Below are 22,255 nucleotides of genomic sequence, written 5' to 3'. Positions count from 1 at the left end.
GCTGGAACGGCCCAAGTGCAATTGCGTAAGGCAGGTGCTGCCCAGGAAGTTCAGGGTGCGCGATTGTACGCAAGCCGCGAGAGTCACGCAAGAGGCCGTCCATCGCGCCTTGACAGGCCCCGGTGGGGGTCCTAGCATGCCGCGCAACCCTTCTGGAGCAACTGTCGCTGATGCAACCCCAAGCTTTCTACCGCGCGGTGGCGGACGATTTTAACGCCGTCGACGGCATCATCAAGAAGCAGCTGACTTCCCGAGTGCCGCTGGTATCGAAAATCGGCGATTACATCACCTCGGCCGGCGGCAAACGCCTGCGTCCTTTATTGGTGCTGCTGTGCGGCAAGGCCCTGGGTCGCGAAGGCGACGACATGCGCCTGCTGGCCGCCACCATCGAATTCCTGCACACCGCGACCCTGCTGCATGACGACGTAGTCGACATGTCCGGCATGCGCCGTGGCCGCTCGACCGCCAACGCCATGTGGGGCAACGCCCCGAGCGTGCTGGTCGGTGATTTCCTGTACTCGCGCTCGTTCGAAATGATGGTCGAGCTGGGTTCGATGCCGGTAATGAAGATTCTGTCCCAGGCCACGCGCATCATCGCCGAAGGCGAAGTGTTGCAGCTGTCCAAGGTACGTGACGCCAGCACCACCGAAGAAACCTACATGGAAGTCATCCGCGGCAAGACCGCGATGCTCTTCGAAGCCTCGACCCACAGCGCCGCCGCACTGGCCGGTGCCACCGCCGAGCAGAGCGAAGCCCTGCGCACCTTCGGTGATCACCTGGGCGTGGCGTTCCAGCTGGTCGACGACCTGCTGGACTACAAGGGCGACGCCGAGACCCTGGGCAAGAACGTCGGTGACGATCTGGCCGAAGGCAAGCCAACCCTGCCGCTGATCTACACCATGCGCGAAGGCACGCCGGAGCAAGCTGCGCTGGTGCGCCAGGCGATCCAGAAAGGCGGGATCGAAGACCTCGAAAGCATCCGCATCGCCGTGGAAGCTTCGGGTTCGCTGGAATACACCGCACAACTGGCCCGCGACTATGTGGCCCGTGCGATCAAGTGCCTCGACGCGCTGCCGGCCAGCGAATACCGCGATGCACTGGTGGAACTGAGCGAGTTTGCGGTCGCCCGCACGCACTGATCTGCCTTCTGTGGGAGCGGGCTTGCTCGCGAAAGCAACCTGTCATTCAACATTAATGTTTAATGACACACCGCATTCGCGAGCAAGCCCGCTCCCACAGTTGTTTCTGCGCTATGCCCTCCTGCGCGTAAAACCCTATACAATGTGCGACTTTTAGCGATCCCCTATCAAGGAGCCTTAGTGAGCACGTTGCCACCCTGCCCGAAATGCAATTCCGAATACACCTACGAAGACGGTGCCCAACTGATCTGCCCTGAGTGCGCCCACGAGTGGTCGGCCAGCGGCGAAGCTGAAGTGGCATCCGATGATGCCGTGAAGAAAGACTCGGTCGGCAACGTGCTGCAGGACGGCGACACCATCACCGTGATCAAGGACTTGAAGGTCAAGGGCACCTCGCTGGTGGTCAAGGTCGGCACCAAGGTCAAGAATATCCGTCTGTGCGACGGCGACCACGACATCGACTGCAAGATCGACGGCATCGGCCCGATGAAACTCAAGTCCGAGTTCGTCAGAAAGGTCTGATCCTGCTGTCAGCCATCCCGCGCCCGACGCGGGATGGTGCTACGCCCTCCCCGCTTTCCCCTCGCGCATTCTCGCGTAATAGCCAGACGCCAGTCGTTTTGACCTTACGCAATCTTTACCCGGAAAAAATCGCATTCCGCCAATAGACACTTGCTATTTGACGAATAAGAATTATTCTCATTGAAACCTTTCAAGGAGATGAGACCCATGACTTATTTGATCGATGCCTGGCTGGATCGCCCACACCCGTACCTCAGGATCCTGCATCGGGAAACCGGCGAAGTCTGTGCAGTACTGGAAGAAGAAGCCCTGCATGAGCTGCAGGATCAGGGTGATCTGGACGTCAGCAGCCTGAATTCCAGCGAACCGCTGGTGCTCAAGGAACTGGTGCGCAATCTATTCCTGTTCTGCTATGCCCGGGCCTTGCGCCCGACCAATGAGCTGCATCACAAGATCGAAATATGAGTAGCGCGGTAAAAACTGTGGGAGCCAGCCTGCTGGCGAAAGCGCTGTGTCAGGCAACGAATGATTGCCTGAAAGGACGCCTTCGCGAGCAAGCCCGCTCCCACATTATTGACCTGCCACTAGGGCAGGCCTGGAATTACAGAACGTCCAGCAGCTCGACGTCGAATACCAGAACGCTGTGCGGCGGAATGCTGCCAACGCCTTGAGCGCCGTAAGCCAGTTCGCTCGGCACGTACAGGCGCCACTTGCTGCCGGCGTTCATCAGTTGCAGGGCTTCGGTCCAGCCGGCGATTACGCCGCCCACCGGGAATTCTGCTGGCTGGCCACGCTCGTAGGAGCTGTCGAACACAGTGCCGTCGATCAGCGTGCCGTGGTAGTGAGTACGCACAGTGTCTTCACGGGATGGCTTGGCGCCTTTGCCCTGGGTCAGCACTTCGAATTGCAGGCCGGAAGCCAGGGTGGTGATGCCATCTTTCTTGGCGTTTTCAGCCAGGAAAGCACGGCCTTCACCGGCAGCCGCTTCAGCTTTGGCGGCGGCTTCGGTCTGCATGATCTCGCGGATAACCTTGAAGCTGGCGGACATGGCTTCCTGATCGACACGGCTTGGCTTGCCGGCGAATGCGTCGGTCAGACCGGCCAGGATGGCGTCCAGGCTGACACCCGGTGGCGGGTTGTCGCGCAGCTGGTCACCCAGCTGACGGCCGATACCGTAGCTGACGCGGGTTTCGTCGGTGGACAGATTTACTTCGGACATGACACTGCTCCGCTGTGCGGACGGCCATCAGACTTGCCGTGCGTGCACAGCGCGTCCCGGCGCGCCCGGAACCTAAAAGGGCGAGCAGACTAGCACAGATGCCCAGCGATGGGGCGCAACGCCTACTGGGCCGAACGCCAGGCCAGCGGCACTTTCAGGCTTTCATCGACGCTGCCGCCCAGGCCGCACATCTCGTCGTGCACCGAGGTGTGCACAAGGTTGAACGGCAGCACCGGAAAGTTATGCAGCAAATCCCGGGCATGCTCCACCGAGCGCAGCTGCAGCATCTCGCCCTTGAAATCACTCAACGGATACGCCGCCCCGTGCATCCGGGCCTCAAGCAGATAAATCCCGCCCTCCATGGAGATCAGGTTCAGCTCATCGACCTTTCTGGCGATGGCAAACGCATTCAACTCTTGCAGGTTCATGAACACACCTCGTGCAGTGGCGAGCCAGGACCTCTACAGGGATATGCCCGCGCGCACCAAAGCACAAGCCACAAACGACACCGCCCGTCTGTTTCGCAACAGACGGGCGGTGTTTTTGCAGCGATCAATCAATGATCAGTGCTTGGTGAGCTTGTCCAGGTAACCCATCGCGAACGCCGAAATCACGAAGGTCATGTGGATGATCACGTACCACATCAGGTGCTCGGGATCGACGTTCTTGGCATCCATGAAGATCCGCAGCAGGTGGATCGAGGAAATCGCCACGATCGACGCCGCCACTTTCATTTTCAGCGACGAGGAGTCCATGGTGCCCAGCCAGCTGAGCTTCTCTTTGCCTTCGTCGATGTTCAGCTCGGACACGAAGTTCTCGTAGCCGGAAATCATCACCATCACCAGCAGGCCGCCCACCAGCGCCATGTCGATCAGCGACAGCAGCACCAGAATCAGCTCGGACTCGGCCATGGAGAACACGTTGGGAATGACATGAAACACTTCCTGGAAGAATTTCAATGCCAGCGCCAGCAGCCCGAGGGACAGCCCGATATAGATCGGCGCCAGCAGCCAGCGCGTGGCGTACATTGCATTTTCGATAAAGCGTTCCATTGACTCTCACACAATAAGGATTGAAATCGGTGGCGAGTATACCAGCCGCCCGTGACAGCCAGAAACAGCCCGGCTCGCACCTCCAATCACCGCAACCTGCGTGTGTAGGTGATTTTATTTCTGCTACTGTCCAAACCATTGACCGCCTAGCGAAAGTGGACAGGACGACTGGAAATGCATGTGCGATTGCCGTTGACGACTACCGGAATTTGCCTCGCTCTGCTGCTGGTCGGCTGCTCGCCCGGCGAAGAGAAAAAACCCTCGGTCAGCCTCGAAGCAAAGACGGCAACCTTCGAAACTTCACTGGACGCCATCACCGACCCGAAACTCAAGGACGCCGTGACCGAACTCGGTGGTTCGTTGCTACTGCTTGAACGCGCGCAGCTCAAGCTCGACAGCACCCCGCTGAAAACCGTCTACGGTGAAGACGCCCTCGGCATCCTCAAGCACTACCCTTCGCCGCAGGCGCTGGTCGACACTTTCATCAACGGCCTGTTCGTGCTGCACAAGGACGCCAGCTCCGACTACCTCACGGACCTGCAACCGGTGTTCCCGTTCAACCTGAACATTCCCGGCGGTTTTCTGTTCCCGCATGGCGTGGAATGGCAGTCAGTGACCCTGAGCAACAAGCGCGTGATCGCCTATCAGCCGGAGTGGTCGGAAACCGATCCCGGCATTCAGTTGAGCCCGTCCAGCTCCAATGTCACCAACCCCGATGACCTGACCGTGACCTACCCGTTCATCGAAGGCCTGAACGTGGACAAGAAGACTCAGCCGCAACCGGTGAGCCTGCAGGGCAAAGTCGAAGTCATTACCCCGCGCCGCTTGTTCAGCTTCAACCTGAGCCAGAAGGACGTCGGCCAGACCCGCACCGATGACAACCTCAGCGTCACTCTGCTGAAGCTGGAAAAGAACTACGCCGAAGTCGAGTTCAGCAACAGCCTGCCACTGGCCCCCGAGGTCGAAGGCGCGCAGCTCAATCCGTTGATCGTTCAGGCCCGCGACACCACCGGGCACTATCTGGTGCGCGCAGGTTCGATCAATGAGAGCCCGGCACAAGTGACGTTCTACGAGAAACAACTGGCGCATCTGCAACAGCAGAAAACCTGGAGCGAGGCGCTGGAAAAACAACTGGAGGACGAACAGCACGCCTTCGAACAGCAACATCCACGCCGCTACAACAAGGTCTACTTCAACGGCCCAATCGACACCCTGGAAGTCAGCGTACTGGATTTCTCATCGGCAACCGTAACCCGCAAGGCGCTGGATCTGCCGGTGCGTACCTTCAGTCAGCACACCACAGACAAAACCATCCAGCCGCTGGACCCGGCGGTGGTGGTGTATGACGATCTGGCGCCAAACTGGCTCAAAGGCGCGAGCCTGACCGAGGAGGAGCTGAAGGCCGGCATTCGCATCCATCAGTCCGTGGAAGAGCCCAGCGCCGCACGCATCGAGTTCTCCCACCGGCGAACTTTCAACGATGAGCTGCTCGGTGATGACTTCAACCCGGGAGAAAGCCCGGTGACGTTCTTCACCGAGAAACGCAGCGGTAAACTCGATGAGCCGATCGAACTGCCACCCGAGGCCTATCAGGTCGATCCGCTGCAAGCGACCATCACGTACGATTTGAACCTGTTCCCGGAAACCCCGGCGATTGCCGTGGGCTCGATGCCGCTGTTTCTCGCGACCATCGACAAGCAAACCTACGACGCCAAGTCGCTGCCCAAAGGCCTGGAGATCAAGAACAACATGCTGGTGGTGGATCTGAAACGGTTTCCGGCCAACGCCTGGCGGTTCTTCGTCAAGGACGACAGCGGCAACTACCTGAAACAGATTCTCTCAGTCAGTCATGACGCGAGTGCAGAAGGCCCGGCGCTATTCGGCGTGCATTACTTCTATGGCCGTCCAACGCAGGTGGAGACCTATCAGCGAACCGAACTCAATACCGTGCAATACGGCTTTGAGGTCAAGCTCGACAAGGCGCAGGTGCCCGACACTGCGCCGTGATTGCGCCTAGTGGTCGAACAAGCCAACCGTACGCCCGCGTCCGCCGTTGATCTGGCGCAGCTGTGCCTGCAGGTGCAGGCTCCATATCTGTGGATCGTCGGCCAGCTCGTAACCGTGCATCGTCAGGCTTTCAACAATGGTGTCGAGAATAGACTCGGCGGCGACCGGCCCGTGAAACGGGCCTTGGGCCTTGATGGCGGAAGGTTGTTCACCGGCCATGCCGGCGGCGAAGAGCAAGGTCCACATGCCGTTATCGCCGGCCAGCGGTTTGACGGCGCATTCGATGCGGGTCACAAGACCCAGGCACTGACGGGTGAGGCAGAGGTTGCGCGACATGGCGGCGACCCTCGGTAAAGCCTGTATTCAGCCTTCACGCGAAGGCTGTTTCGATCCAGTGATACTGTCGATGTCCTTGAGCTGAGAATAGAAGAAAAGTCCGCCACGCAAGCCGGATAGAACCAGAAGGCGCCGAATGGTCATTGTGTGAATTCTGACGCCAGAGTAGTGGCACTTTTCCCTGAGTTACACCAAAAAACAAATGTAGGAGTGAGCCTGCTCGCGATAGCGGTATGTCAGAGCAATCATTCGTTGACTGACACTCCGCTATCGCGAGCAGGCTCACTCCTACAGTTTGACCGCGTTGAGGCTTACGCAGGTTTGGCTTCTACCAACGCCTCCTGCGCCAACTCCTTCTCGGCCTCTTTCAGATCGTCTTCGCTGATCATCTCGGCAATCACCCGCAGACGCTCGACCACGCGCGCGTTGACGCTGCCCTCGGGGAACTGACCGTCAGCATCCGGCTCACCGGCCGGCTCGCCGACCAGCAGGCTCAGCGCTTCGTCAGCCTGCCGCACCGCGTACACGTGGAACTGCCCGGCGCGCACCGCCGCCAGCACCTTCTCGTCGAGCATCAGCGTGGCGACGTTGGCCTGCGGAATGATCGCGCCCTGCTCACCGGTCAGCCCGCGTGCTTCGCAGAGACGGAAGAAGCCTTCGATCTTCTCGTTGACCCCGCCGACCGCCTGCACTTCGCCGAACTGGTTGATCGAGCCGGTGATCGCAAAGCACTGCTTCAGCGGGGTTTTCGACAGCGCCGAAATCAGCGTGCAAGCCTCGCCCAGCGACGCACTGTCGCCATCAACGTAACCGTAGGATTGCTCCAGCGCGATGCTCGCGGAAATCGCCAGCGGAAATTCCTGAGCGTAACGGCTGCCCAGATACCCGGTGAGAATCATCACGCCCTTGGAGTGGATTGGCTGGCCGAGGTTGACCTCACGCTCGATGTCGACGATGCCGCTGCCGCCCGGATACACCGTGGCGGAAATCCGCGCCGGCACACCGAACGCCGAATCACCGACCTCGAGCACGGTCAGCCCGTTGCACTTGCCGACCGCGGCGCCGTCGGTGTCGATCAGGATGATCCCGGCGAGCATGTCGTCGAGAATCCGCGCCGAAACCCGACCGGTGCGAGTGGCCTTGGCTTTCAATGCGCGCTCGATATGCCCGGCATCAGTCATTTCATCACCGGCCAGATGACGAATGAAGTCCGCCTCGCTGACCAGTTGGAACAGATCGCCGATCCGCGCCGACAAACGTCCCTGATGCTCGGCCAGCCGCGCGCTGTAGGTCGCCAGACGCGCCACCGCATCGGCGGTCAGCGGTGCCATGCCTTCTTCCGAAGTGCGGGTTTTCAGCAACTGGGCAAATTGCTCCAGGCTTTCGTCGACCATCGGGATGTCTTCGTCGAAGTCGACCAGCACGCGGAACATCTCCTGGAAGTCCGGATCCAGGTCCTGCAGCGTGTAGTACAACTGTCGCGCACCGATGATGATGACTTTGACCTGCAGCGGAATATGTTGCGGGTTGAGGGTCACGGTGGCGAAACGGCCCATCTCGCCCAGCGGCGACTCCATTTTCAGCTTGCGCGATTGCAGGGCGCGCTTCAGCGCGTCCCACACGAACGGCTCGCTGAGCATTTTTTCCGCTTCAAGAATCAGAAAACCGCCATTGGCCCGATGCAAGGCACCTGGGCGCAACTGCCGATAAGTGGTGTAGAGCGCGCCCTGATCGGTGGTGTACTCGATGCGCCCGAACAGGTTTTCGTAAGTCGGGTGCGGCTCGAATACTACCGGCGCCCCGCCGCTGGCCGGATGACCGACCACCAGGCTCGGCGCGTATTGCTCTTCCAGCAGCTTGCGCGCCACGGCGTCGGTCTTGCTGTCGTCGACCAGTTGCTCGACCACGGTTTTCAGCAAGTACACCTGCATCGCTTGCAGGTAACCGCAGACCGCAGCGTTCTCCGCGTACTTCTCGGACAACGGCGAGAGCAGTGGCTGCAAGGCCAGGGTGATGGTTTCTTCGTTGAGCTGACGCAGTTGATTGTTCGACTCGCGCTTCCACTGCGGCAGACTGGCGAGTTCTTCGTTCAGACGCTCTTCGAGGCCGGAGATGTCTTCGTGAAACCGTTCGCGCTCGGCTTCCGGCAATTGGGCGAATTCCGCTTCATCCAGCGCCTTGCCTTCAAGCATCGGCGTGAAAGCGATATTGCTGCTGTCGCGGTACAGGGCGACGTCCTTCTCCAGCGCCAGCCGCTCGATGATATCGAGGGCCTTGTCGTAGCGCTGGTTGAAAGCGCGGTCGATGGCGCTTTTCTTCTGCTGGTAGGACGGGTGTTCGAACACGGCCGGAAAGGTTGCCAGCAGGTTATCGATCAGGCCGTTGATGTCACCGATGAACGAGGCCGCCGTGCCAGAAGGCAATTCCAGCGCGCGGGGCTCGCGCGGCTCATCGAAATTGTTCACGTAGACCCAGTCCGCCGGGGTCTGCAGACGCTTGCCTTCAGCCTTCAGGTAGCGTTTGACGAACGAGAAGCGACCGGTGCCGGGCTCGCCCATGACGAAGACGTTGTAACCGGGGCGTGGCATTGCCACACCGAACTGCAAGGCTTCGACCGCACGTTCCTGGCCAAGCACACCGCGAAAGGGCTCCAGATCATTGGTGGTAGTGAAGCTGAACTGTTCAGCGGAAAACGGACGAGTCAGCGCTTCGGGCGCTATACGCAGGCTGGCAGCAACAGGATCAGGCATCGGGCTTCCTTAACAATCAGGCGGGGCAGATAGCGGCATTCTGGCGCTGCCCGTGCCCCACTGGCAAGGCGCGCCACACGACAAAGCATAGACAACCGGGTGACCCTGCCCCGTCCCCCGGCAAATCGGGGTTATCGCCAAATCTTTTGTAAAAACTCACGGAACCCCAGGAACGTGCCTAAACTCCAAACTGCGCGGCTGGAACTAATACTGGCCCACTGGCACCGTCAGGTGTCAGAACCCTGTCCATTGGTATGCACATAAAGAGAACAAAGCTATGAAACGGATTCTTCTCGGTACTCTCTTCACCGCTGTATCCATCAACGCCATGGCGCAAGCCCCGGGTGGCCCGGATTGCGGTTGGGGCAACATGCTGTTCGAAGGTCAGCGTGGCACCCCGGCACACTTCCTGGCATCCACCACTAACGGCACCTCCGGTAACGCTACGTTCGGTATGACTTCCGGCACCAACGGTTGCTCGACCAACGCGTCGCTGACCTACGGCGGTAAATCCTGGTTCGCCATGAATGGCATGATGAACGAGCTGTCCGAAGACATGGCCAAGGGCAACGGCGAAGCGCTGACGACCTATGCCGTGGTACTGGGCGTGGCGCCGGAAGACCGTGCGCACTTCGCTGCTGTCACTCACGAGCACTTCCAGCAGATCTTCAGCAAGGCTGACGTGACCGCAGAGGACGTGCATACCAACACCCTGGCCGTGCTGAAGTCGGACCCACGTCTGGCCAAGTACGCAACTCAGGCTTAAGCTCGACCCCACCCGCTTCTTTCGGGAAGCGGGTTTTGTTTTTTATGGCCCGCCCTTTTTGAGCGATGCAGGTCAGTTGTGACATGCGCTGAACCCTGTGGCGAGGGAGCTTGCTCCCGCTGGAGTGCGCAGCGCTCCCGGTTCTTTTAAACGGGGCCGCTGCGCGCCCCAGCGGGAGCAAGCTCCCTCGCCACAGGTTCGGTGCTGTTTGACTTGTCTGTATTAACGCCCGGGGTCTTTGTTTTTCTTTCGACTTAAGTTGCCATTTATGCTCAAACGCCTTGCCTGGCTGGCGCTGTGTGTCTGCGCCCCGCTGTCCGCCGCGCCTCACATCGACCCTCAACGTTTGCAGCAACTGGCCAACGACCGCTTCTGGATTTCCCTCGGTCACTACGAAACCGCCAAGCTCGGCGGCTGGCGCAGTTATGTCAGCGACAAGAAATTCTTTCTTGCGCCCGATGGCAACGAACACCCCGACAATGAACTGGCCGCCACGGTACAGGCGCTGTACGCCCCGACCAGTCTCGGCGAGCAACATGCGCAATGTGTTTATCCGGCCCGCACCCGTTGGCTGAAAGCACAGCTCAATCTCAGCGATCTGCCGACACCTGCATGCGCCGAGTACAAGAAGTGGTTCAAGGACGTCTCGCCGCACAGCGCAGTGATGATCTTCCCGGCGGCCTACCTCAACAGCCCGTCGTCGATGTTCGGCCACACCCTGCTGCGCATCGACCAGGCTGACGTGCAGGCCGACAAGACCTCGCTGCTCAGCTACGCAATCAACTTCGGCGCCTACATCGAAGGCTCCGACAACAGCATCCTCTACGCCTGGAAAGGCTTGATGGGCGGCTACCCGGGGCTATTCGCGCTGGTGCCGTATCAGGAGAAACTTTCCGAGTACCGCAGCCTGGAAAACCGCGACCTGTGGGAGTACCGGCTGAACCTGACTCAAGCAGAAACCGCGCGCATGGTCGAGCATGTGTGGGAGCTGAAGCAGATCCAGTTCGACTATTTCTTCTTCGATGAAAACTGCTCCTATCGCCTGCTCGAACTGCTGCAAGTGGCACGTCCGAGCCTGCGCCTGACCGAGCAATTCCCGCTGACCGCTATCCCTACCGATACGGTCAAAGCGGTGAAAGAGGCCGGGCTGGTGGAAAGCATCGAATATCGTCCGTCCCGCGAGCGTGAATTGCTCAGCCGCGCCGAACCGTTGAACAGCGATGAACAGCAATGGGTGCTGAAGGTCAGCGCCGATCAACAGGTGTTGCAGGAGCCGACCTTCAAGACCCTGCCCCGGGATCGTCAGGCGCTGATCGTCGATGCGGCGTATCGTCTGGAACGCTACCGCGCCAACGGTCAGGAACGTGATGCGCAACGAGCGCAGCGCAGCTTTGAACTGCTGCGGGCGATCAACAAGAATCCGGCACCGGAGCTGCAGATCCCGCAACCGGGCCTGCCGGAAGACGGCCATGAATCACGCACCTGGCAGGCCGGCATCGGCACGCGGGGCGATCGTGCATTCGGCGAGTACGGATTGCGCATGGCCTATCACGATCTCAACGACAACGCCGAAAGCTTCCCGCTCGGCGCGCAGATCGAAATCCTGCAGATGAAGTTGCGTCAGTACGAAGGCAACCAGTGGCAATTCCAGCAACTGGACCTGGCGACCATCCGCTCGCTGACCCCGCGCAATGAGCTGCTGCAGCCACTGTCGTGGCAAGTCACCGGCGGCCTTGAGCGGGTGCCGGGCAAGCATGATGACGAGACGCTGGTCAGCCACGTCAACGGTGGCGGCGGCGGCACCTGGGCGCTAGGTGATGACGTATTGGGTTTTGCTCTCGGCACCGTGCGCGTTGAACACAACAATGACTTCGCCGAATTCGTCTCCCCGGCCGGCGGTTTCAATACCGGTGTGTTGTGGAAAAACCCGCTGGGCAATCTCAGCCTGGAAGCCAAGGGCGATTACTTCTTCAATGGTGAAGTGCGCCGTAGCTTGAGCCTGAATCAGCAATGGGAGCTGTCGCGCAACCTCGGTTTGCGCCTGACGGCACAGCGTGAGTTCAGCCACCTCGCCACTCCGGAAACCGAGGTCATGCTTGAAGTGAAGTGGTATCACTACTGACCTGAAGCCCAATCAATAACCCCTGTGGGAGCGGGCTTGCTCGCGAAAGCGTCGTGTCAGGCGATTCAAATCTCGGCTGATCCACCGCTTTCGCGAGCAAGCCCACTCCCACAGGGATCTCCAGTGTTCAACGAATTACTCACATGTCTTTCACCAACGCCCGACGAATCCGCTTCTAGACTTTCCCTATCAGCCGAGAATCGGCGTGGGAGAGTGCGATGTGGCGGTGTGCGGGGCTGATCGGTGTTTTGCTGTTGATCGGGGGTTGCCAGACCACCCATGAAGACTTGATCGCCAAAGGTTATCCGCCAGCCTTCGCCGACGGCTTTGACGATGGCTGTGTCAGTGGCCGGCAAGCCGCCGGTTCGATCAGCGGCGAGTTTCGCAAGAACGTGCCGCGCTATCTCAAAGACAAGCAATACGCCGAAGGCTGGACCGACGGCTTCCGCCAGTGCCAGGCGATGCTGGAAAACAAGGAACGCGAGGAGTATCGCAACGAGCACTGGGACGAGCGCGAGCGCGCCTGGCAGCAGCAAAAAGATCAGGACGCCGGGCGGGCTTATCGCGCGCAATAGGTCGCTTCCAGACATCCAATGAAACCAAATGCCGGCGACCATGGCCCAAACTCTATGCAGAGGAGGACAGCATGAGCCGCGCTTTCGTCAACGAGGACAACGCCGCCGCGCAAGCCGATCAGCCCGTCGAACGGCAGGTCAGCGCGCAGCCCAATTACGTTACACCGCAGGGATTGGCGCAGTTACAGGCCAAAGTCGCCGAACTGCAAGCCCTGCACGCCGAGCAATCGGTCAAGGGCGAACAGGCCGACAAGCAACGTCTGGCCGATCTGCAACGGGATCTGCGTTACTTCAACCAACGCCTCGCCAGCGCGCAGGTCGCTGCCCCCGCGACTTCTACCGACAAGGTGCAGATTGGCAGTTGGGTAACGTTCGCCGACGAAGACGACACCGAGAGTCGGGTGCAACTGGTCGGCGAAGATCAGGCCGACGCCAGTCAGGGCCTGATCAACTGGGCTTCGCCGCTGGGCCGGGCGCTGCTCGGCGCCCGGCTCAATGACGAAGTCCTGTGGCAACGCCCCGCCGGCGATCAGATGATTGAAGTGATTCGCATCGAACCGGCTTAAACCACACCCTGCGCGAGCATCGCATCGGCGACTTTGACGAAGCCGGCGATGTTCGCGCCTTTGACGTAGTTGATCCGCCCGTTCTCTTCGCCGTAATGCACGCAGGCGTGGTGGATCGACTGCATGATCGCGTGCAGCTTGCTGTCCACCTCACCCGCCGTCCACAGCAGGCGCATGGCGTTCTGCGACATCTCCAGCCCACTGACCGCGACCCCGCCGGCGTTCGACGCCTTGCCCGGCGCGAACAGAATGCCGGCCTCGATGAAGATATCCACAGCCGCCAGCGTGGTCGGCATGTTCGCGCCTTCGGCCACGCACACGCAGCCATTGCGCAGCAGCCATTGCGCCGCGTCGGCGTCGAGTTCGTTCTGCGTGGCGCAGGGCAGCGCGATGTCGCACGGCAGCGACCACGGCAACTGACCGGCGCGGAACTCCAGACCGAACGCGGTGGCCAGTTCGTTGATGCGTCCGCGTTTGACGTTTTTCAGTTCCAGCAGTGCCTGCCACTGTTCTTCGCTCAGGCCCGATTCGCAGTACAACGTGCCTTCAGAGTCGGACAGCGAAATCACCTTGCCGCCCAGGTCCATGACCTTGCGCGCCGCGTACTGCGCGACGTTGCCAGAACCGGAAATCGCCACACGTTTGCCTTCGACGGTCTGCCCGCGGCGCTTGAGCATCTCCTCGGCGAAGTACACGCAACCGAAACCAGTGGCTTCCGGACGAATCAGGCTGCCGCCGTAGGTCATGCCCTTGCCGGTCAACACGCTGGTGAACTGGTTGCTCAGGCGTTTGTACTGGCCGAACAGGAAACCGATCTCCCGTGCCCCGACACCGATGTCACCGGCCGGCACGTCAACGTCGGCGCCGATGTGGCGGTACAGCTCGCTCATGAACGCCTGGCAGAAACGCATGACTTCGGCGTCGCTCTTGCCCTTCGGATCGAAGTCCGAACCGCCCTTGCCGCCGCCCATGGGCAACGAAGTCAGGGAGTTCTTGAAGGTCTGCTCGAAGGCGAGAAACTTCAGCACGCCCAGGTTCACCGAAGGATGGAAGCGCAAGCCGCCCTTGTACGGGCCGATCGCGCTGTTCATCTGGATGCGGAAACCGCGATTGACCTGAACCTTGCCCTGATCGTCGACCCACGACACGCGAAACACCACCGCCCGTTCCGGCTCGCAGATGCGCTCCAGAATGCCCGAGGTCAGGTAACGCGGATTGGCTTCGAGAAACGGCCACAGACTGCGCAGGACTTCTTCGACGGCCTGGTGGAATTCGGGCTGATCCGGGTCGCGTTTTTTCAGGCGGGCGAGGAAGGATTCGACGGATTCGATCATGGGAAAAGTCTCGGCAAATTTATTGTCGTTGGAAGCGATTGAGCCGGACTGTAGCAAACGAATTGCGCACAGGAACAGCGCAAAATGTCGCAGTTATGAAATTAAATGGTGCACAGGATATAAATCAGGCGGTTTTTTGAGCTGATTCTGCACCGGAATGGGGAGGTCAAATTGAAGTGATGCACCAACAGTTATACCGCCTTCGCGAGCAAGCTCGCTCCCACACTTGAAATGCGCTCCCCTGTGGGAGCGAGCTTGCTCGCGAAGGGTTCGACTCGGTTGCATCTGAAAAACCCAGGCAAAAAAAACGGAGCCCGAAGGCTCCGCTTTTTCATGCAACCAACCCGAATCAGGCCAGTTTTTTGTGGCGTACCCGGTGTGGCTGGGCAGCCGCTTCGCCGAGGCGCTTTTTGCGGTCGGCTTCGTACTCGGTGTAGTTGCCTTCGAAGAACACCGCTTGCGAGTCGTCTTCGTACGCCAGGATGTGGGTCGCGACGCGATCCAGGAACCAGCGATCGTGAGAGATCACAATGGCGGCGCCCGGGAAGTCCAGCAGGGCTTCTTCCAGGGAACGCAGAGTTTCAACGTCGAGGTCGTTGGACGGTTCGTCGAGCAGCAGGACGTTGCCGCCCTCTTTCAGGGTCAGGGCCAGGTGCAAGCGACCACGCTCACCACCGGACAGGTCCTTGACGAACTTCTGCTGGTCGCCGCCCTTGAAGTTGAAGCGCCCGACGTAAGTACGCGACGGAATCTCGTAGTTGCCGATGCGGATCTGGTCGGAACCGTCGGAGATCTGCTGGAACACCGTTTTGCTGCCATCGAGGTCTTCGCGGCTCTGGTCAACGCAGGCCAGTTGCACGGTTTCGCCGATTTCGATGCTGCCCGAATCCGGAGTTTCCTTGCCCATGAGCATGCGGAACAGGGTCGATTTACCGGCACCGTTACCACCGATCACGCCAACAATGGCGCCCTTCGGCATGGAGAACGACAGGTTGTCGATCAGCACGCGATCGCCGTAGCCCTTGGTGACGTTCTTGAACTCGATGACCTTGTCGCCCAGACGCGGACCGGCCGGGATGTAGATCTCGTTGGTTTCCGAACGCTTCTGGAATTCCTGCGACTGCATTTCTTCGAAGCGTTGCAGACGTGCCTTGGATTTCGACTGGCGGGCTTTCGCGCCTTTGCGCACCCACTCCAGTTCTTCCTTCATGGCTTTTTCGTGAGCCGACTGCTGCTTGGATTCCTGCGCCAGACGATCGGACTTGGCTTCGAGCCAACCCGAGTAGTTGCCCTCGTAAGGAATGCCCGCGCCGCGGTCGAGTTCCAGAATCCAGCCAGCAACGTTATCCAGGAAGTAACGGTCGTGCGTGATCGCGACCACAGTGCCCGGGAAGTCGTGCAGGAAGTGCTCCAGCCACGCCACCGAATCAGCGTCCAAGTGGTTGGTCGGTTCGTCGAGCAGCAGCATGTCCGGAGCGGACAGCAGCAGACGGCACAGGGCCACACGACGTTTTTCACCACCGGACAAGTGTTCGACCTTGGCGTCCCACGCCGGCAGACGCAGGGCGTCGGCAGCGACTTCCAGTTGACGCTCCAGGTTGTGACCATCGCTGGCCTGCAGGATCGCTTCGAGCTTGGCCTGTTCGGCAGCCAGCTTGTCAAAGTCGGCATCCGGGTCGGCGTAAGCGGCGTAAACCTCGTCCAGGCGCGCTTGCGCATCCTTGATCACGCTGACGGCTTCCTCGACCACTTCACGCACGGTCTTGGTCGGATCAAGTTGTGGCTCTTGCGGCAGATAACCGATGTTCAGGTCCGGCATCGGACGGGCTTCGCCCTCGAACTCGGTGTCGACGCCGGCCATGATTTTCAGCAACGTGGATTTACCCGAACCGTTGAGGCCGAGCACGCCGATCTTGGCGCCGGGGAAGAAAGACAGCGAAATGTTTTTCAGGATTTCCCGCTTCGGCGGAACAACTTTGCCCAGCCGATGCATGGTGAAGACGTATTGAGCCATGGAGAACCTTGGGTCAGTGACAGATGAATGATTGGAGCGCAGGCGATGCCCGGCCAGACCGATGCGCGTCGTTCACTTGATGGTCATCAATGCGTGCGCGCTGAAAAAGTCTGAGTCTAGGAGCTGGAACGCTCCCGCGTAACCGGCAAAGCTACCTTAATGACGGAAGGCAGTCCAGCCGAGTGGGGCTGGCACTTCGCCACAACTCAAGGCATGCTAGCCGCCCTTCGGGCGTCCGGCTTATAGTGCACGTCGCGCCAGTCCAGCCAAACCGCAGGATTTCAGCTTGTCCAACGTTACCCCGCCAGCTTCTGTGAGCGCGTCCAATCCGGGGACCGGCTCGCCCCTGCGCGGAACATTGAAGGGTGCATTGGCGACGCTGGTACTTTTGCTGCTGGCCCTGCTGTTCTGGCAACTGCTCGATCAATTGCGCGAGACCCAGAAAAACCAGCGCCAGTACACCATCGACTACACCGCCGACCTCGCCTCGCAGGTCAGCCTGAACATGTCGCTGAATGCGCAAATCGCCCTCAACCTGCTACCGATCGTCGAACAGCCGCAGTCGTCCGACGAACAACAGGCGCTGCTGCGCAAGCTCCAGCAATCGCTGCCGGAACTGCGCAGCCTGGCCCTGCTCAGCCCGTCCGGGAAAATCCTCAACGACAGCGCCAGCGACAGCCACGACGCCGATTACCTTGGTGAACTGGTGCGCCGCAGCCGCGCTCAGGCGCATTACTTCAGCAACGCCGACGACGGTTCGGTGGTACACCTGTTATTGCATCAGGCCAGCGGCAGCACGCGCGGTTATTGGGCATTGCGCCTGACCCCGACGTTCTTCGATTCGCTGACCCAGCAGGGCGAAACCGGCATCCGTCCGTTGTGGCTGGTGGAAAACCGCCTCAACCATCAGATCATCAGCCGCGACGAGGCACGGCCTTCGGCCAGGCCTGGCGTCTTGAGCCCGGACGACATGGCCAACACCGTGCTGACCGTGCCGTTGAGCAGCAGCGACTGGCAATTGCGCGGGCTGTTCGACCGCCAGCGCGTGCTCGAAGAACTGCTGCCGGCGTTTATCGGCAAATGCCTGTTGGGTCTGGCGTTCTCGATGCTGCCGGTGATCGCTCTGCTCAACATGCGCCGGCGCCAGCGCCAGTTACATGAAGGCCGCCGGCGTTATCAGGACATCTTCGAAGGCACCGGCGTCGCCCTGTGCGTACTCGACCTGTCGGGCCTCAAGCAGTTGTTCGACAAGGCGCAGATCCAGACCAGCGACCAGCTCAAGGCCTGGCTCGACCAACCGGTCCAGCGCCAGCAATTGCTGCAGGAACTGCGCGTCACCGAGGTCAATCAGGTGGCGCTGCAACTGCTCAACGTCAATTCCTGCGAGCACGCCTGGCAGTTGCTGATCGACGGTCAGCCGCACAACCAGTGCGCCATCGGCCACCAGGTGCTCGACGCGGTTCTGCAGCAACAGAATCAACTGGAACTGGAAATCAGACTGCCGGACATCAACGGCCGCGATCAGCATCTATGGATGGTTCTGCGCCTGCCACAGGAACAGCACGACTACAAAGCGGTGATTCTGAGCATCAACGACATCACCAGCCGCAAGCTGATCGAACTGTCGCTGCTGGAGCGCGAAGGCTTCTGGTCGGACGTGGTACGCACCGTGCCGGATCATCTGTATGTGCAGGACGTCATCAGCCAGAGGATGATTTTCAGCAACCACCACCTCGGCCAGACCCTCGGTTACAACCGCTCCGAGTTGCACCAGATGGGCGAGTACTTCTGGGAAATCCTCCTGCACCCGGAAGACGCCGACTATTACCACCGCTCGCGGCAGATGCAGCGGCACGCCGGTTACAGCCAGTTGTTGCAGTGCCAGTTGCGCTTCCGCCATCGCGACGGCAAGTGGCGGCGCTTCGACATTCGCGAGCAGGCCCTGGCCCGTGACAAACATGATCAGGTCACGCGGATCATCGGCGTGGCCAAGGACATCACCGAGCAGATCGAAGCCAGTGAATCCCTGCGTGACAGCGAGCAGCGCTACCGCATGCTCGCCGAAAGCATCAGTGACGTGATTTTCTCCACCGACAGCAAGCTGTCGCTGAACTACGTCAGTCCGTCGGTGCAAGCGGTACTGGGTTACGACGCCGAGTGGATTTTCCAGAACGGCTGGCAATCGACCATCGCCAACCCGCAACAGCTATCCGGCATCTACACCTTGATGGATCGGGTCAGCAAAGCGCTCGACAAGCCTGAGCAACTCGCGCAACTGCGAAGCCAGGTGCAGACGCAAATGTTCCTGTTCGACTGCCTGCGCGCCGACGGTCGCAAGATTCCGATCGAGCTGCGCCTGGTGCTGGTGTGGGACGAACACGGCGCGTTCGAAGGCGTGCTCGGCGTCGGCCGCGACATCAGCCAGCAGCGCCGCGCCGAGAAAGACTTGCGCATGGCCGCCACGGTATTCGAGCACTCGACCTCGGCGATCCTGATCACCGACCCGGCCGGTTACATCGTGCAGGCCAACGAAGCCTTCAGCCGGGTCAGCGGTTACGCAGTGTCGGAAGTGCTCGACCAGTTGCCGAACATGCTCACCGTCGACGAGCAACAGGACGCGCACCTGCGCTACGTGCTCAAGCAATTGCACCAGCACAGCACCTGGGAAGGCGAAGTCTGGCTCAAGCGGCGTAATGGCGAGCATTACCCGGCGTGGGTCGGCATCACTGCGGTACTCGACGATGAAGGCGATCTGGCCAGTTACGTGTGCTTCTTCAGCGACATCAGCGAGCGCAAGGCCAGTGAGCAGCGGATTCATCGCCTCGCCTACTACGACGCCCTGACCCACCTGCCGAACCGCACGCTGTTCCAGGATCGCCTGCACACCGCGCTGCAATCGGCCGAACGGCAGAAGTCGTGGGTGGTGCTGATGTTCCTCGACCTCGACCGCTTCAAGCCGATCAATGACTCCCTCGGTCATGCTGCGGGCGACCGCATGTTGAAAGACATGGCCACGCGGCTGCTGGCCTGCGTCGACGATGACGACACCGTGGCACGCATGGGCGGCGACGAGTTCACCTTGCTCCTGCAACATCGTTCCAGCCGCGAAATGGCGCTGAACCGGGCGATTCATGTGGCCGAGCAGATCCTCGCCAGTCTGGTGCGCCCATTCGTGCTGGAAGGCCGCGAGTTCTTCGTCACCGCCAGTATCGGTATCGCCCTGAGCCCGCAGGACGGCAACGAACTCAGCCAGTTGATGAAGAACGCCGACACCGCGATGTACCACGCCAAGGAGCGCGGCAAGAACAACTTCCAGTTCTATCAGGCCGACATGAACGCCAGTGCGCTGGAACGTCTGGAGCTGGAAAGCGACCTGCGTCATGCGCTGGAGCAGAACGAATTCGTCCTGTACTACCAGCCGCAATTCAGCGGCGATGGCAAGCGTCTGACCGGCGCCGAAGCGCTGCTGCGCTGGCGTCATCCGCGTCGCGGGCTGGTGCCGCCGGGGGATTTCATTCCGGTGCTGGAAGAACTGGGTCTGGTGGTCGACGTTGGCGACTGGGTCATCAGCGAAGCCTGCCGCCAGCTCAAGACCTGGCACCAGAATCGGGTGCGCGTGCCGAAAGTCTCGGTGAACATTTCGGCGCGGCAGTTCTCCGATGGCCAGCTCGGTACGCGTATCGCCACCATTCTGCGGGAAACCGGGCTGCCGCCGGCGTGCCTGGAGCTGGAGCTGACCGAAAGTATCCTGATGCGCGAAGTCAGCGAGGCGATGCAGATCCTCGCCGGGCTGAAAAACCTCGGACTGAGCATTGCGGTCGACGATTTCGGCACCGGTTACTCGTCGCTGAATTACCTCAAGCAATTCCCGATCGACGTGCTGAAGATCGACCGCACCTTCGTCGACGGCCTGCCGTCCGGCGAACAGGACGCGCAGATCGCCCGCGCGATCATCGCCATGGCCCACAGCCTGAATCTGGCGGTAATCGCCGAGGGCGTGGAAACCCATGAGCAACTGGACTTCCTGCGCGAGCACGGTTGCGATGAAGTGCAGGGCTATCTGTTCGGACGGCCAATGCCGGCGAGCCGGTTTGAAGCGCAGTTCAGCAATGATGCGCTGTTCATGTTCGACTGATTTTTTGCGGCACCGCCAATGACGCCTTCGCGAGCAAGCCCGCTCCCACATTTGACCCGGTTTCTTCAGGATAAATGCGGTCCATTGTGGGAGCGGGCTTGCTCGCGAAAGGGTCGGTACAGACGCCGGAAAAATCTGCGGTGCAGTCATCCCCAGCAGGCTGGCTGCCACAGGGACTTGCCGTGGATCAGTATTCTCCGGTTGAAACGCGGCCATTGTGGGGCCAGCGAAAGCACCGCACATCTGGCATGAACGCCACTTGTCTGCGACATGATGTCGTTTCATATGCCATCCAAAACCCATTGGGTTAGAATGCCCCCCTTTTCTGCCCCCGATCCTTGAGGACCGCCATGTTCAGCCGTGATTTGACTATTGCCAAGTACGACGCCGATCTCTTTGCCGCCATGGAGCAAGAAGCTCAGCGCCAGGAAGAGCACATTGAGCTGATCGCTTCGGAAAACTACACCAGCCCTGCGGTGATGGAAGCTCAAGGCTCGGTACTGACCAACAAATACGCCGAAGGCTACCCGGGCAAGCGCTACTACGGTGGTTGCGAGTACGTCGACGTTGTTGAGCAACTGGCCATCGACCGCGCCAAAGAGCTGTTCGGCGCCGACTACGCCAACGTTCAGCCGCACGCCGGTTCCCAAGCCAACGCCGCTGTCTACCTGGCCCTGCTGCAAGGTGGCGACACCATCCTGGGCATGAGCCTGGCCCACGGTGGTCACCTGACCCACGGCGCCAGCGTTTCCTCCTCCGGCAAGCTGTACAACGCGGTGCAGTACGGCATCGACGCCAACGGCCTGATCGACTACGACGAAGTCGAGCGTCTGGCTGTAGAACACAAGCCGAAAATGATCGTGGCCGGTTTCTCTGCCTACTCGCAGATTCTCGACTTCCCGCGCTTCCGCGCCATCGCTGACAAGGTCGGCGCCTACCTGTTCGTCGACATGGCTCACGTGGCCGGTCTGGTCGCCGCTGGCGTCTACCCGAACCCGGTGCCATTCGCTGACGTGGTCACCACCACCACGCACAAGACCCTGCGCGGTCCACGTGGCGGTCTGATCCTGGCGCGCGCCAACGCCGAAATCGAGAAGAAGCTGAACTCCGCGGTATTCCCGGGCGCCCAGGGTGGCCCGCTGGAGCACGTGATCGCCGCTAAAGCGATCTGCTTCAAGGAAGCACTGCAGCCTGAGTTCAAGGCTTACCAGGAACAAGTGGTGAAGAACGCTCAGGCCATGGCCGAAGTGTTCATCGAGCGCGGTTTCGACGTGGTCTCCGGCGGTACCAAGAACCACCTGTTCCTGCTGTCGCTGATCAAGCAGGACATCTCCGGTAAAGACGCCGACGCCGCGCTGGGCAAAGCGTTCATCACCGTGAACAAGAACTCCGTGCCAAACGATCCACGCTCGCCGTTCGTCACTTCCGGCCTGCGCTTCGGTACTCCGGCCGTGACCACTCGCGGCTTCAAAGAAGCAGAGTGCAAAGAGCTGGCCGGCTGGATCTGCGACATCCTGGCTGACCTGAACAACGAAGCGGTGATCGACGCCGTTCGTGAGAAAGTCAAAGCCATCTGCAAGAAACTGCCGGTGTACGGCGCGTAATCGCGACGTCAAATCCGCAGCATGAAAAACCGGCCAAGTGATTGGCCGGTTTTTTTATGCCCCTGATTTCCCGTGTAGGAGCTGCCGCAGGCTGCGATCTTTTGATCTGGATCT

17 protein-coding genes are annotated in these 22,255 nt (G+C 60.3%); 10 read left to right on the top strand and 7 right to left on the bottom strand.

Going from position 1 to position 22,255, the window contains the following annotated elements; translation table 11 throughout:
* The first annotated feature begins 170 nt into the window (after window positions 1-170).
* The 3 genes from CKW11_RS21350 to CKW11_RS21340 all read left to right on the top strand — a co-directional run bounded on the left by CKW11_RS21350 (window position 171) and on the right by CKW11_RS21340 (window position 2,126).
* Window positions 171-1,139, top strand: coding sequence for a polyprenyl synthetase family protein (locus tag CKW11_RS21350; RefSeq protein ID WP_003228362.1), 969 nt, complete (start codon window positions 171-173; stop codon window positions 1,137-1,139).
* A gap of 180 nt (window positions 1,140-1,319) precedes the next feature.
* Entirely contained in the window at window positions 1,320-1,661 is a 342-nt protein-coding gene (locus CKW11_RS21345; protein WP_025108781.1) for a zinc ribbon domain-containing protein YjdM, read from the top strand.
* 207 nt (window positions 1,662-1,868) lie between these two features.
* A complete protein-coding gene (locus CKW11_RS21340; RefSeq protein ID WP_003228365.1) occupies window positions 1,869-2,126 on the top strand; it encodes a hypothetical protein in 258 nt (85 codons plus the stop codon).
* 136 nt (window positions 2,127-2,262) lie between these two features.
* Here CKW11_RS21340 and CKW11_RS21335 read toward each other — a convergent pair whose 3' ends face one another.
* The 3 genes from CKW11_RS21335 to CKW11_RS21325 form a co-directional block, all read right to left on the bottom strand.
* Complete coding sequence (locus CKW11_RS21335; protein WP_095139298.1) at window positions 2,263-2,880, bottom strand: FKBP-type peptidyl-prolyl cis-trans isomerase; 618 nt, start codon at window positions 2,878-2,880, stop codon at window positions 2,263-2,265.
* A 122-nt stretch (window positions 2,881-3,002) separates the two neighbouring features.
* Window positions 3,003-3,308: a DUF6482 family protein gene (locus CKW11_RS21330; protein ID WP_095139297.1), complete on the bottom strand. Its 306-nt coding sequence runs from the start codon at window positions 3,306-3,308 to the stop codon at window positions 3,003-3,005.
* Between the two features lie 135 nt (window positions 3,309-3,443).
* Window positions 3,444-3,932 (bottom strand): TIGR00645 family protein, encoded by a 489-nt coding sequence (locus CKW11_RS21325; RefSeq protein ID WP_007950967.1) that lies wholly within the window; start codon window positions 3,930-3,932, stop codon window positions 3,444-3,446.
* Window positions 3,933-4,106: 174 nt separating this feature from the next.
* On the opposite strand from CKW11_RS21325, the gene CKW11_RS21320 reads away from it, so the two are divergent.
* Window positions 4,107-5,939 (top strand): hypothetical protein, encoded by a 1,833-nt coding sequence (locus tag CKW11_RS21320; RefSeq protein WP_095139296.1) that lies wholly within the window; start codon window positions 4,107-4,109, stop codon window positions 5,937-5,939.
* Between the two features lie 6 nt (window positions 5,940-5,945).
* Here CKW11_RS21320 and CKW11_RS21315 read toward each other — a convergent pair whose 3' ends face one another.
* Together CKW11_RS21315 and CKW11_RS21310 are read right to left on the bottom strand one after the other, a co-directional pair.
* Window positions 5,946-6,275: a hypothetical protein gene (locus CKW11_RS21315; RefSeq protein WP_095139295.1), complete on the bottom strand. Its 330-nt coding sequence runs from the start codon at window positions 6,273-6,275 to the stop codon at window positions 5,946-5,948.
* A gap of 311 nt (window positions 6,276-6,586) precedes the next feature.
* On the bottom strand, window positions 6,587-9,025 hold the full coding sequence (locus tag CKW11_RS21310; RefSeq protein WP_095139294.1) for a Lon protease family protein: 2,439 nt from the start codon (window positions 9,023-9,025) through the stop codon (window positions 6,587-6,589).
* A 277-nt stretch (window positions 9,026-9,302) separates the two neighbouring features.
* Between CKW11_RS21310 and CKW11_RS21305 the strand changes: the two genes are divergently transcribed.
* The 4 genes from CKW11_RS21305 (at window position 9,303) to CKW11_RS21290 (ending at window position 13,054) form a co-directional block, all read left to right on the top strand.
* On the top strand, window positions 9,303-9,791 hold the full coding sequence (locus CKW11_RS21305; RefSeq protein ID WP_007909797.1) for a DUF3015 domain-containing protein: 489 nt from the start codon (window positions 9,303-9,305) through the stop codon (window positions 9,789-9,791).
* 268 nt (window positions 9,792-10,059) lie between these two features.
* On the top strand, window positions 10,060-11,913 hold the full coding sequence (locus CKW11_RS21300; RefSeq protein WP_095139293.1) for a DUF4105 domain-containing protein: 1,854 nt from the start codon (window positions 10,060-10,062) through the stop codon (window positions 11,911-11,913).
* 218 nt (window positions 11,914-12,131) lie between these two features.
* Window positions 12,132-12,488 carry a hypothetical protein gene (locus CKW11_RS21295; protein ID WP_095139292.1) on the top strand — a complete coding sequence of 119 codons (357 nt, stop codon included), beginning with the start codon at window positions 12,132-12,134 and terminating at the stop codon, window positions 12,486-12,488.
* A 71-nt stretch (window positions 12,489-12,559) separates the two neighbouring features.
* The gene (locus CKW11_RS21290) at window positions 12,560-13,054 is read left to right on the top strand and encodes a GreA/GreB family elongation factor (RefSeq protein WP_095139291.1); all 495 of its coding nucleotides are present in this window, start codon (window positions 12,560-12,562) and stop codon (window positions 13,052-13,054) included.
* On the opposite strand, the gene gdhA is transcribed toward CKW11_RS21290, so the two are convergent.
* Both gdhA and ettA read right to left on the bottom strand, forming a co-directional pair.
* The gene (gene gdhA / locus CKW11_RS21285; protein WP_095139290.1) at window positions 13,051-14,388 is read right to left on the bottom strand and encodes an NADP-specific glutamate dehydrogenase; all 1,338 of its coding nucleotides are present in this window, start codon (window positions 14,386-14,388) and stop codon (window positions 13,051-13,053) included. The two genes, CKW11_RS21290 and gdhA, sit on opposite strands and share 4 nt — an antisense overlap.
* Window positions 14,389-14,737: 349 nt before the next feature.
* Window positions 14,738-16,402, bottom strand: coding sequence for an energy-dependent translational throttle protein EttA (ettA, locus tag CKW11_RS21280; protein WP_041065248.1), 1,665 nt, complete (start codon window positions 16,400-16,402; stop codon window positions 14,738-14,740).
* Between the two features lie 286 nt (window positions 16,403-16,688).
* On the opposite strand from ettA, the gene morA reads away from it, so the two are divergent.
* Window positions 16,689-20,537: a cyclic di-GMP receptor MorA gene (gene morA, locus CKW11_RS21275; protein WP_095139289.1), complete on the top strand. Its 3,849-nt coding sequence runs from the start codon at window positions 16,689-16,691 to the stop codon at window positions 20,535-20,537.
* Between the two features lie 350 nt (window positions 20,538-20,887).
* Window positions 20,888-22,141 (top strand): serine hydroxymethyltransferase, encoded by a 1,254-nt coding sequence (gene glyA, locus CKW11_RS21270; protein WP_003228394.1) that lies wholly within the window; start codon window positions 20,888-20,890, stop codon window positions 22,139-22,141.
* The last annotated feature ends 114 nt before the right edge of the window (window positions 22,142-22,255 follow it).

The sequence above is a fragment of the Pseudomonas sp. Irchel s3a10 genome, from assembly GCF_900187525.1.
Lineage (GTDB): Bacteria > Pseudomonadota > Gammaproteobacteria > Pseudomonadales > Pseudomonadaceae > Aquipseudomonas > Aquipseudomonas koreensis_G.
This window is presented reverse-complemented; position numbering and strand designations above follow the sequence as displayed.